We start from the raw sequence: 12,381 nt of genomic DNA on the forward strand, positions 1-12,381 counted from the left end.
TTTAAAAAAATCATAATATTAAAATTTGAAAAATTTAATTAAATTTTCAAAAAATATAAATAAATTTATTTGACTTTAAACTTAGATTATTATTGAGATTTCATATTAATTTATTAAAATATGTAGTAAAATCCCGACAATTATAAATTTAAGTAAATTTATTAAAATTTTTAAAGAAATAATAAGTTAAGTTTATTAAAAATTTTAGAATAAAAGACTTTAAATCTTCTTACTTTTATCTAATATACAATTAATATATATAAAATTTTTCATTAAAATTAAATTGCACTAATACTAAGATGTTATATTTTCTAAAAGAGTGAAAAGAAAAAATGCCCTATTTATAAATATATATTATAATGAGTGAAAAGAAGATTCCTTATATTATATATTATATTATTATAGACGAAAAGAAAATACCTTATTTTATTATGTATATTATAAAATATGATTAAAAAGAATAATTCTTTATATTATTATTAATGATTGAATATTAATTTAAAAAATAAATTATGTTTTAATTCGTATAATGTTAATTTTTAAAGAAAATTAATGATAAAATAAGTTTAGATATTTAAAAATCATTAATAATAGTCATTATTATTTGATAATAAATAAAAATCATGACTTTTTTAAGAACATGGCTTAAAATAAGAAAAATAGTGGCTTTAATTAAAAAACAATCCTAAAAATAAAATAAAATAAAAGAAAAAAGATATAAACATTAGTTTATATCATACTTTTGTAAAAGTAAAAGCTCTTCTGTAGATAATTTTTTACCGTGTTTAAATTTATCAAAGATATTTTTTCAGCTTTCTCTTTTTCTTCAGTGTTTTTCTTTGGAGCAGATTGTTTTGAATTTGATTTACGTTTTCTTGGTCTAGAAGTACCAAGTTTTTTATTAATTACATGAATTTCACTTAAAACTAATTTAAATTCTTCATGTTTACTAGATGCAGCTTTTCTAGCTTCAACAAAAGATTTATGAGCTTCATCTGCAGCAGCCCTAATTTCATCAGTTTTTCTGAAATAGTGTAACATTTGTTCATGAGCTTCTTGAGCTTGTTCTGAAAGTTCAACAACTCTAGCATGATGATCTTCAGATTCTTTTCTAAATTCTTGAGCTTGTTCTTTATTTTTATCATCTTCATGAACATCCATTAATTGTTTACGAAGGTCATTTGCATTTTTAACAAGCTGATTTTCTTTTTTAATATCTAAAACTCTAGTTTCAATGATCTTATCAATCTTTTTGATTTCATTTTCGAGTTTGACTTTATCTTTTTTACCTGAGGACCATTCTAAGTTTTTAAGGTCTTTATTCGCTTTATTACGCAACTTTTTTTCTGCTTCAACTTCCTTGTTAATTGTATTACGTTGGTCTCTAAACTCAATAGCTTTGTTTAAATTTTCTTTTAAGGAATCATTCAATTCATCACGGATTTTACGTTGTTCTTTAGCAACCCTGTTGTAATGTTCCCTTTCTTCTACAATTTTAGCGATTTGTTCTTCTTTTTCAACTTTTTGTTGTTTTACACCTTCAATAGTGTCTGCAAGAACAAAATCATCGTTAAATTCTATAATTTCCTCATCAGCTTCTTCAGATTCAGCTTCAACATCAGCTGCTTCTTCATCTTCAGAAACTTCTTCATCTACTACATCTTCAGCTTCAGCTCTAACAGATTCATCTTCAACATCATCTGCAGTTTCATCGTTTGCTTCAACAGTTTCATCTTCAACAACTTCTTCTTCAGCTTCAGCATCTTCAGTAGCTTTTGCTTCAATAACAGGTAAAATTGTAGTTAAATCTTCTTCATCAACAATGATATCAGCAATTTCTTTAACTGCTGGTTTTGCATTAAATGCAATACCTAATCCTGCAGCTTCAATAATGGAAATATCATTAGCTCCATCACCAATAGCCACACATTCTTCTAAAGAAATATCTTTATTTGCAATATAATTATTTAAAACATCAAGTTTAGAACCGGAAACTAAATCCCCATTTACTTCACCAGTTAATACACCATCTTCTTCTACTAATGAATTTACAAAAATACCATCAACTCCTAATTTTTCTTTTAATGGGTCAGCAATAATATCAAAACTACCACTAATAATAATTACCTCATAATCATTATCTTTTAAGGATTTGACAGTCTCTTCAGCACCATTTGTGAGAGGGATTTTTTCTCTTAATTCAACAATATCTTCAACAGAAACACCTTCAAGAAGTTTTACTCTTTCTTGAATTGAAGTTTCAAAGTCGAGTTCACCATGCATTGCCTTATCAGTAATTTCAGCAATTTGATCTTCTACATTTGCAATTTTCCCTATTTCATCTATTGCTTCTCCATTCATTATAACATTATCTAAGTCAAATACTATAAGTTTAATCAAAACGATCACCAATTATATTAAATCCAACTCTTTAAGCCTGTCGTAAGCTCTTTCTACTCCAAGCTTAGCATCGCTACGAGTTTTTGCACCGGTACAGACAACTTTTCCTGAACCGAATAATAATAAAACTACTTTAGGATCAGTTAGACGATATACTAAACCAGGGAACTGTTCTGGTTCATATTCGGTGTTTTCTAATTCTAAAGCAACAGCTTCTAAATTTAATGCAGATTCCAAATCTGCTGAAGCTACAATATTTTGAATTTTAATTTCAAACTCATGAGGAATTTCTTTATCAATGACCCTCATAAGATCAACAGTTTTTTTAATAGCTAACTTTGAGTCATCTATAGATTTAGCACCAGTACATACTAATTTACCTGAACTAAAAATCAAAGCAGCAGTTTTTGGATCTTTAAGTTTGAAAACTAAACCAGGGAATTGCTCGCGGTTAAAATCTACATCAGGTAAATTCTTAGCAACTTCAGTAAGTACTATATCTTTACCAATACTAGCAGAAGACACAATGTTTTCTATTTTGATATCAACATCGGTCATTATAAACCTCCAAATTATATTTTTAAAAAAAAGTAAGTAAATATTTTATATATAATTTGAAAAATAAGTAAATCAAATATTAAATTAAAATTTTTACTATACATAACTTTGTATTTAAATAGTATATAAACTTAATTAAAAATAAATTTTTTTATCATTAAATATACAATATAAAAAATAATATAAGTTTATTAAAAAATCTTTAGAAAAATTGAAAGGAAAGTTATTAGAATGATTGAAGTTGAAGCCAAAGCAAAAATTGATAATTTTGAGAATATGCGTAATAGGATATTTAAATTAAATGCTTTAAAAATTAAAGAAGAACATCAAAAAGATATATATTTTAATAGTCCTATAAAAGACTTTGCAAAAACTGATGAAGCTTTAAGGATTAGAAAAACCTCATCTGAAAAAGGAAACCATATATTCATTACTTATAAAGGACCTAAAATTGATGAAAAAAGCAAAACTCGTAAAGAAGTTGAAATGGAAATAGAAAGTGAAATGAAAGCAGAAAAAATCTTTGAATCATTAGGTTTTAAAGCTGTTCGAAAAGTTATAAAAGATAGAGAATATTTCCAATATGAAAATTACGAAATAAGTCTTGATAATGTTTATGGTTTAAGTCCCTATATGGAAATAGAAACAGTAGTTGAGGAAGGTGCCGATTACACCAAAGCCCAAGAAGAAATTTTTAAATTATTTGAAAAATTAGGTATAACAGATGGTTTTGAGAGAACTTCATATTTAGAACTACTTGAAAACCTTGATAATAAGAAAAATTAACTAAATTAGATTTATCGATTATTCTTTTTTTATTCCATCTAAATTAAAGATTCGATAATAAACTTAATAAATATAAATATCTATTTCATTAAAAAATGAAACATTAGGCCTTAACTAAGCTTATTGTCTAATCCTTTAAATACTCAAAGAACAAATATGATAAATATTTAAATATTTTTATAAATTTAAAAATTTTTTATAATCTTAAATTAGTTATCCATAAGAATTACATAATCTGAATAAACAAAATTAGTTTAAAACTTTTATCCATAAGAATTAAATAAATTAAATAAATTAAATAAATAGATTTATTGAATATATTTCGAGTATATGGTTTTAAAAGATAATATTAAAATTGAAAAAGCAATGGAGTGAGAGATTTGCAATACTTTGTAAGTCCTTATAATAAAGAAGTTAAATACAAATTTAAAAAAGACATAACCGTTTATGATACAACACTTCGTGATGGAGAACAAACCCCCGGTGTTGCATTTAGTAGCGATGAAAAAGTGTCTATTGCAAGAAAATTAGATGAACTTAAAGTTCCCCAAATTGAAGCAGGTTTTCCAATAGTATCTAATGCTGAAAGAAACATTGTTAAAAAAATTGCAAACGAAGGTTTAGATGCACAAATTATCTGTCTTGCAAGAACAAAAATAGATGATATTGATGCTGCATTAGATTCTGATGTTGATGGAATAATTACATTTATGGGTGCATCCGATTTACATCTTGAGCATAAATTACATTTTACAAGAGAACAAGCTTTAAACTTATGTATGCGTTCTGTTGAATATGCAAAAGACCATGGACTGTTTGTAGCATTTTCAGCAGAGGATGCAACAAGATCAGACTTAGATTTCTTAAAAAGAATGTATAAAAAAGCTGAAAGTTATAATGTAAATAGAATTCATATTGCAGATACTGTTGGAGCAGCAACTCCACAAGGAATTGATTATTTAGTTAAAGAGCTTAAAAAAGATATAAAAACTGATATTGCAATGCATTGTCATAATGATTTTGGACTTGCTGTAAGTAATTCAATTGCAGGTCTTTTAGCAGGTGCAAGTGCTGTTTCAGTTACTGTAAATGGTATTGGTGAGCGTGCAGGTAACGCTTCACTTGAAGAATTAGTAATGACACTTAAAATTTTATATGGAAAAGATTTAGGTTTTAAAACAAAACATATAAAAGAGGTTTCATCTCTTGTTTCTCAAGCAACGGGACTTGATATACCATATAATAAACCAGTTGTTGGTAAAAATATATTTAGACATGAATCAGGTATTCATGTAGATGCAGTTATTGAAGAACCATTAACCTATGAACCATATATTCCAGAGCTTGTAGGTCAACAAAGACAGTTAGTTTTAGGTAAACATTCTGGTTGTAGAGCAGTAAAAGCAAAGCTTGATGCATGTGGTTATAAAGTTAGTGATGATCAGTTATGCGAAATTGTAAGAGAAGTTAAGAAAACAAGAGAAAAAGGAACTTATATTAACGATGATGTTTTTAAAGAAATTGTTAGAAATATTAACCTTGCAGACCCATAAAACTTCTTCTTTTATTTTTTTAAATCATTTTTTTAAAATATTTCTTAAAATCAACAACTTATTTTAATTTATTTATTTATTTAATCTAAATAATCTAAGTTTATAATTAATTTTAATTAATTAATCAGAATTATTTTAATTAATAAATTGATTAATATTAGTTAAAAATGATAACTTAGTTAAAATTTGAGTTAATTATAATATTGTTAACATTTTATATTAGTTAAAGCTAATTAATTTTAATATATAATCTAAAATTATAATTTAAGCTTATTTATTAATCATAAAATTATTGGTAAAAAATTCTAAAAATAATATAATAATTATGTTTAATGGAAATTATTATTTAATAAAATATTAAACATCAAAATATTTATAAAAATATTAACTAAAAATATGTATAATAAAAGTTAATTATAATTTTAAAATTTACAAAATAATTATAATAGAAAATTAAAGTGTAAAAATGAATATTACAGAAAAAATTTTATCTGAGAAAGTGGGTCATCAAGTTAGTCCTGGAGAAATTATAGAAGCTGATGTGGATTTAGCTATGAGTCATGATGGTACTTCTCCTCCTGCTATTAAAACATTTGAAAAAGTAGCAGATAAAGTATGGGACAGTGAAAAAATAGCTATAATATTTGACCATAATGTACCTGCAAATACTATTGGTTCTGCTGAGTTTCAAAGGGTTACAAGGGACTTTATTAAAAAACATGGAATTACCCACCATTACATTAATGGAGAAGGTATCTGCCACCAGGTACTTCCAGAAAAAGGTCTTGTAGAACCTGGAAAATTAATAGTAGGTGCAGATTCACATACATGTACTTATGGAGCATTTGGAGCATTCTCAACTGGAATGGGTGCAACAGATATTGCAATGGTTTATGCTACTGGTAAAACTTGGTTTATGGTTCCTGAATCTATAAAAATTAATGTGGAAGGTAAATTGAATAATCTTACTTCAAAAGACATAGTCTTAAATATTATTGGCGAAATTGGTATTGCAGGAGCTACCTATAAAGCTGCTGAGTTTTTTGGAGAGACTATTGATAAGTTAGATGTTGCAAGTAGAATGACTATTACCAATATGGCTATAGAAATGGGTGCTAAAAACGGAATAATGGAACCTAATAAAGAAACATTAAAATATGTTGCAAAAAGAACTGGTAAAAAAGAAAATGAACTTAATATAAAACGTTCAGATAAAGATGCAGAATATTATAAAGAGTATTATTTTAATATTGATGATATTGAAGAACAGATAGCATGTCCTCATGATGTAGACAATGTAAAAAATATTAGTGCAGTTGAAGGAACCTCTATTGACCAAGGCGTTATTGGTTCATGTACAAATGGTAGATTAATAGATTTAAAACAAGCTGCAGATATACTTAAAGGAGAGAAAGTCCATGAAGATGTTCGTTTAATAATCCTTCCTGCATCACGTGAAATATACCTTCAGGCAATAGAGAAAGGTTATATTGAAACCTTTGTTGAATCTGGTGCAATAGTATGTAATCCTGGATGTGGACCATGTCTTGGTGCACATATGGGTGTTTTAAGCGAAGGTGAAACTTCAATATCAACAACAAATAGGAATTTTAAAGGGAGAATGGGAGATTCTAACTCTTCAGTGTATCTTGCAAACTCTAAAGTAGTTGCAGCTTCAGCAATTAAAGGATATATTGAAAAACCAGAAAATATTTAATTTTTATATTAAATTAATTAGAACCTGAAAAAATTATTAAATTAATGGAACTTTAAAAAACAATTAAAAAAAAATGATAAATGTAAAAAGAAGTATTTAAGTTTAGGTCTATTGATAGAATGTGAAAATATGGATGATAATAATATAAATATTAGATTAATTGAAAAAGTAGAAAAACTTGAAAGTAGTTATGGGCGAAAATTTTCAAATACGCAAAAAATCCTACTTTCAACTGATGGGTCCATTACTGCAATATTAGATGTTTTATATGGTAAAATTGATTTTACAACCATTGAACAACATATTGAAAAAGCATCCAAAGAAGTTGCAGAACATTTAAACATTGAAGAAGGAAATGAAGTTGCAAGTAGAATAATTTTAATGCATAAAGAGGATAAACCTTTAATTCATGCATTAAGTTATATTCCTCTTGAAAGATTAAGCGAGGGGATGGAATTAGATTTAAGATCTGGTAAAATTCCAATCGGCAGAATATTAAAAAAATACCGCGTCGAATCTAGAAGAGAAATCAAAAATATACATATTGAAAAACCTAATAAATATATTAAGGAAATCTTTAATACTGATGAAGATGTATTAACCAGAGATTATGATATTATTAAAGATGGTGAAATATTTATGTGGATTGAAGAAATTTTCCCTGTAAGTTATTTTAATGAAAATATTAGTGAATATTAAGTTTAATTAAATTTGTAAAATAAGTTAAATTTAAATTCAATGCTTAAGATTAAAATAAAATCCACGACTTAAATTTAAAATAAATTGACTATGGTGATTAAATGGGAGTGAAATTTAAAGATATTGCAAGTCCTGAAAAAATTAGTTTAAAAGATTTGGAAGGTAGAACAATAGCTATAGATGCATATAACACTATTTATCAATTTTTATCAGGTATTCGACAAAGAGATGGTACTCCTCTTAAAGATGCAAATGGAAATATTACTTCCCATTTAAGTGGTATATTATATAGAACTTCATCTATTGTTGAAAAAGGCATAAAACCTATCTATGTATTTGATGGTAAACCATCAGAGCATAAAGCAAGTACCATAAACAAACGTCAAGAAATTAAAGAAAAATCAGAAGAACAATGGAGAAAAGCAGTAGAAGCAGGCGATGAAGAACTTGCACGTAAATATGCAATACGTACCTCTAGAATGACCCCATATATTATAGAAAGTTCAAAAGAATTACTTGATTATATGGGAATACCTTATGTTCAAGCATCAGGAGAAGGTGAAGCACAAGCATCCTATATGGTTTTAAATAATGATGCGTGGGCAGTTGCATCACAGGATTATGATTGTTTGTTATTTGGTTCTCCAAGAAGTATTAGAAACCTTACCTTAAGTGGTGGATTATCTAATCTCGAGTATATGGAGCTTGAAAAAGTACTAAACCATGTTAATCTTACAAGAGAAGAATTAATTGACTTGGCACTTCTTGTAGGTACTGATTTCAATGATGGAGTACATGGCATTGGTGTTAGAAAAGGCTTGAAATTATTAAAAGATAAAAGTTTGGAAGAAGTTTTAAATGATTTGGATGTAGAACCTAAAACTAATCTATTTACTTTAAGAGAAATTTTCATGAATCCCGATGTTAATACAAAATATAAAATTAAATTTAAAAGTGTAGATAACGATAAAATTACCGAGTTCTTATGTGAAAATCATGGATTTTCAAAAGAACGTGTGTTAAATACTACAGATAAAATGAAAAAATTAAATACTACTCAAAGGAGTTTAGAAGACTGGTTTTAATATAAATTAAAATGGAGGAAATGATTCTCCAAAAACATATTTAACATATTCTCGTGCAAGGTCTACTTGATGAGGATAAGATTTTGAAATTTTTTTAGTAAAATCCAAACGACTAGTAGATTTTGTAATTAATTTTAAAATGTCCATATAACGGTTGATTGATGCTTCTTTAGAAAATTGGAAATTATCCTCTGCAAATTTAACTTTATTATCATCTAAACAAGGAATTTCCAAAGTTTGACATATTGTCTCTGGAGTAAAACATTTTCTACGTATTAATGGTGAAACTGAACTTACTAATACATAATCTCCACAGTCAATTAAAGGTGGAACACCTTGAGTTTTTAAACGGGACATATCTGTTAGTCTGTGAAAATTATTAATATTATAACAATGGAGTTCTGTGTAGAAGTCAGGTTTATATAAATTAATTAAATCGATTATTTTTAAACCTTGTTTTGATGTGTAAAACTCTTTATCAACAGTTGAAATATATGGAGATTTATCAAAGTTATAAATATAAATCTGACCCTTTGAAAAATCCGGTTTTTTTAAAAGTTTAATTAATTTAATAGAGGTTTTGCCTTCATTAGCATGAACTCCCCCAATAAATAATTTAACAGGACCCTTACCATTATCAATGTGTTGAAAATATACCATATTATCAAAAGTTATAAAAATAAAATCTAAAAATTAAAATAACTAGGGCAAGTAAAATATGTAAAATAAATAAAAAAGAAAAAAATTAAGGAAAATAATTAAAATTATGTTCCTTCCTGCCAATTTGCCATATATTCTTTTTGACGATCTGAAATTGAATCAATTTCAATATTCATAGATTTTAATTTTAAACTAGAAACCTCATAATCAATTTCATCAGGAGCTTTCATAACTCCAACATCCATTTTTCCATTATTATTAAGAATATATTTAGCAGATAAAGCCTGTACAGCAAAACTCATATCCATAATCTCAGCAGGATGTCCTTGACCACTTGCTGCTGCAAGATTTACAAGACGACCATCAGCTAAAAGATATAATTTTCTGCCATCTTTCATAGTAAATTCTTCTATACTTTCACGAACAGTTTTAACACTAGTAGATTGAGCTTCCAAATCTTGTCTGTTAATTTCTACATTAAAGTGTCCAGAATTACAAAGCATACAACCATCTTTCATGTATTTGAAATCATCCCCAGAAATAATATTAATATTACCAGTAACTGTAATTATAATGTCTGAAATTTTAACTGCTTCTCTAATTGGCATTACTCTAAAACCATCCATTCTAGCTTCAAGTGCTCTTATAGGATCAACTTCAGTTACAATTACATTTGCACCTAAACCTTGAGCACGAGTTGCAACTCCACGGCCACACCATCCGTAACCACAAACAGTGAAATTTTTACCTGCAATTAACATATTAGTTGTACCCATTATTGCATCAAGAGATGATTGACCAGTACCATATCTGTTATCAAATAAATATTTAGTGTAAGCATCATTTACTGCAATAACCGGGAATTTTAATGCTTTATCATCAGCCATTGCTTTTAATCTGTGAACACCAGTAGTAGTTTCTTCACATGCTCCCATTATATTACTTAATAAATCAGTTCTTTTACTGTGTAAATACATAATCATATCTGCACCGTCATCAATAATGATATCCGGTTTATGACTTAATACATCATCAATAGCTTCATAATATTCTTCTTCTGTTTGTTCTCTCCAACCATAAATGTTTAAGCCTAAAGCAGCTGCACCTGCTGCTGCATCATCATGAGTAGATAAAGGATTACAACCAGTCATAGCTACTTCCGCACCACCTGCTTGTAATGTTAAACCAAGATTGATGGTTTTAGGTTCTAAATGCAAACAAGAACCAATAGTGATTCCTTCAAATGGTTTTTCTTCTTTAAATACTTCTTTAATATGTTCTAAAACAGGCATATGCTTTTGTACCCATTCGATTTTCATTATTCCATCATCTGCAAGAGACATATCTTTTACATTACTCATAAACATCACAATATTATTTTTATTTAGAATCAAAATTAATAAATAGTTTAAAGTTATATTAATTTAAAAAAAAATTAATTTATAAAAAAACATAATTATTATATGTATGGTCTAGTATTTAAACTTACTAAACTAAAATAAGTTTTCACAATATAAATAAAAATTAAATAAAAATTAAAACAATTAATATATATTTTTTGTTTATTTTTAATATAAATATAATGTGATTAGATAGGTTTAAAGTTAATAACTTTAAAAAAATTAAAAAGCTATAATGAATTCATAGATGAAAAAAAGAAATTAAAATAGTAAATTAATTGAATATTGGTCAAATATAAAAGATTATTTATTATGATTTATAAACAATTAATTAGGTGATAAAAATTAAGATAATGAAAATTATGATTGTTATTACTACTTCTTATATCCATAGGTACGGTTTCTACAATAGAATTTAAAAATGACCAAGTAAGTGATAGTATAGAATTAAATCAAAATGATGAAAACATTAATATAAAAATCAATAGTGATTTTTCAAAAACACCACAAAATAACAATATTGAAAATGAAGAAAAATCATTCACTGATTTAAGTAATGAAATAAAATCTGCAGAAGATTCACTGAATTTAACTGAAAACTACAAATTCAATAATAATACAGATAAAGATACAGGTATTGTTATAAGTAAAAATAATTTGTCCTTGACGGTAAAGGATTTACAATTGATGGAAATAATAAATCAAGAATATTTAAAATTACAGGAGATAATATTGTAATAAAGAATCTTATTATAAAAGGAGGATATTGTGAAACTGCTGCAGGAATATACTGTTGAGGGAATCTAACATTAAATAATATTAGTTTTATCAATAATTACGCAAATACAAGAGCTGGAGCTATATGTCTTATCAATAATAACACCCTTAACTGTAATAATTGCCAATTTATTGATAATTATGCAAAAACAGCATCATCAATATATGTAAGAGATAGCTATCTCAATATCATCCATTCCAATATAAGCTCTAAAATGTTTAACAAATGGTCACAAATCTATTGTGAAGATAATTCAACTATTTATGCAGATTATATTATTTTTACAAATTGTTCCTCTGCTTATGCCCCTGCATTCTATTTTAAAACATCTAACTCTAAAATAATTAATTCTAGATTTATTAATTTAAAAGGAAATATTACCTGCGGTGCAATAGGAAACATTGGAGCAGGTAGTTTATACATTAAAAATTGTGAATTTATAAACACAAGGTCCTCTAAAAATGGAGGTGCAATATATGTAGATAGTAGTAATGTAATAATACTTGATAGTATATTTAACAATGCTACATCTAGAATTAGGGGACATTAGTTCAATTAACTGGTATTTAAAACTGTGATAAATAAAAGAAGAAAAAATACAATATAATTAAAAGGTGAATTATTTTGAGTGGTTAATTTTAAAAGGGTATTTGTCAATTTGTTAGTTGGTAATTTTGTTTTTGTGATTTTTTAGGTTAAAATTTTTGATTTTTTGTTTTTTGCGAAAAATTTTCATAAAATATAT

At 26.5% G+C, this 12,381-nt stretch carries 10 protein-coding genes and 1 pseudogene; 7 read left to right on the top strand and 4 right to left on the bottom strand.

Going from position 1 to position 12,381, the window contains the following annotated elements:
- Nucleotides 1-724: 724 nt before the first annotated feature.
- Together serB and QZ146_RS05075 are read right to left on the bottom strand one after the other, a co-directional pair.
- Nucleotides 725-2,400, bottom strand: a pseudogene (gene serB, locus QZ146_RS05070) (phosphoserine phosphatase SerB).
- Nucleotides 2,401-2,412: 12 nt separating this feature from the next.
- Complete coding sequence (locus QZ146_RS05075; RefSeq protein ID WP_295722571.1) at nucleotides 2,413-2,958, bottom strand: TATA-box-binding protein; 546 nt, start codon at nucleotides 2,956-2,958, stop codon at nucleotides 2,413-2,415.
- A gap of 231 nt (nucleotides 2,959-3,189) precedes the next feature.
- Between QZ146_RS05075 and cyaB the strand changes: the two genes are divergently transcribed.
- The 5 genes from cyaB (at nucleotide 3,190) to fen (ending at nucleotide 8,798) form a co-directional block, all read left to right on the top strand.
- A complete protein-coding gene (gene cyaB / locus QZ146_RS05080; protein WP_295722572.1) occupies nucleotides 3,190-3,744 on the top strand; it encodes a class IV adenylate cyclase in 555 nt (184 codons plus the stop codon).
- Between the two features lie 380 nt (nucleotides 3,745-4,124).
- Nucleotides 4,125-5,297, top strand: coding sequence for a homocitrate synthase family protein (locus tag QZ146_RS05085; RefSeq protein ID WP_295722573.1), 1,173 nt, complete (start codon nucleotides 4,125-4,127; stop codon nucleotides 5,295-5,297).
- Between the two features lie 466 nt (nucleotides 5,298-5,763).
- Nucleotides 5,764-7,014 carry a homoaconitase large subunit gene (gene hacA / locus QZ146_RS05090; protein WP_295722574.1) on the top strand — a complete coding sequence of 417 codons (1,251 nt, stop codon included), beginning with the start codon at nucleotides 5,764-5,766 and terminating at the stop codon, nucleotides 7,012-7,014.
- Nucleotides 7,015-7,143: 129 nt separating this feature from the next.
- Entirely contained in the window at nucleotides 7,144-7,713 is a 570-nt protein-coding gene (locus QZ146_RS05095; RefSeq protein WP_295722575.1) for a chorismate pyruvate-lyase family protein, read from the top strand.
- A 101-nt stretch (nucleotides 7,714-7,814) separates the two neighbouring features.
- Complete coding sequence (gene fen / locus QZ146_RS05100) at nucleotides 7,815-8,798, top strand: flap endonuclease-1 (protein WP_295722576.1); 984 nt, start codon at nucleotides 7,815-7,817, stop codon at nucleotides 8,796-8,798.
- Nucleotides 8,799-8,804: 6 nt separating this feature from the next.
- On the opposite strand, the gene QZ146_RS05105 is transcribed toward fen, so the two are convergent.
- A complete protein-coding gene (locus QZ146_RS05105) occupies nucleotides 8,805-9,458 on the bottom strand; it encodes a DUF2119 domain-containing protein (RefSeq protein WP_295722577.1) in 654 nt (217 codons plus the stop codon).
- A gap of 104 nt (nucleotides 9,459-9,562) precedes the next feature.
- Nucleotides 9,563-10,819 (bottom strand): adenosylhomocysteinase, encoded by a 1,257-nt coding sequence (locus tag QZ146_RS05110; protein WP_295722578.1) that lies wholly within the window; start codon nucleotides 10,817-10,819, stop codon nucleotides 9,563-9,565.
- A 405-nt stretch (nucleotides 10,820-11,224) separates the two neighbouring features.
- Between QZ146_RS05110 and QZ146_RS05115 the strand changes: the two genes are divergently transcribed.
- Together QZ146_RS05115 and QZ146_RS05120 are read left to right on the top strand one after the other, a co-directional pair.
- Nucleotides 11,225-11,596 carry a hypothetical protein gene (locus QZ146_RS05115; protein WP_295722579.1) on the top strand — a complete coding sequence of 124 codons (372 nt, stop codon included), beginning with the start codon at nucleotides 11,225-11,227 and terminating at the stop codon, nucleotides 11,594-11,596.
- A gap of 254 nt (nucleotides 11,597-11,850) precedes the next feature.
- Nucleotides 11,851-12,186 carry a hypothetical protein gene (locus QZ146_RS05120; protein WP_295722580.1) on the top strand — a complete coding sequence of 112 codons (336 nt, stop codon included), beginning with the start codon at nucleotides 11,851-11,853 and terminating at the stop codon, nucleotides 12,184-12,186.
- Nucleotides 12,187-12,381 lie beyond the last annotated feature (195 nt).

Source organism: uncultured Methanobrevibacter sp., from assembly GCF_905235195.1.
Taxonomy (GTDB): domain Archaea; phylum Methanobacteriota; class Methanobacteria; order Methanobacteriales; family Methanobacteriaceae; genus Methanarmilla.

Coding starts and splice junctions, on each gene's coding strand:
- QZ146_RS05105 (WP_295722577.1), bottom strand. CDS start 9,458: ATGGTATATTTTCAACACATTGATAATGGTAAGGGTCCTGTTAAATTA.
- fen (WP_295722576.1), top strand. CDS start 7,815: ATGGGAGTGAAATTTAAAGATATTGCAAGTCCTGAAAAAATTAGTTTA.
- hacA (WP_295722574.1), top strand. CDS start 5,764: ATGAATATTACAGAAAAAATTTTATCTGAGAAAGTGGGTCATCAAGTT.
- QZ146_RS05095 (WP_295722575.1), top strand. CDS start 7,144: ATGGATGATAATAATATAAATATTAGATTAATTGAAAAAGTAGAAAAA.
- cyaB (WP_295722572.1), top strand. CDS start 3,190: ATGATTGAAGTTGAAGCCAAAGCAAAAATTGATAATTTTGAGAATATG.
- QZ146_RS05120 (WP_295722580.1), top strand. CDS start 11,851: ATGTTTAACAAATGGTCACAAATCTATTGTGAAGATAATTCAACTATT.
- QZ146_RS05075 (WP_295722571.1), bottom strand. CDS start 2,958: ATGACCGATGTTGATATCAAAATAGAAAACATTGTGTCTTCTGCTAGT.
- QZ146_RS05110 (WP_295722578.1), bottom strand. CDS start 10,819: ATGAGTAATGTAAAAGATATGTCTCTTGCAGATGATGGAATAATGAAA.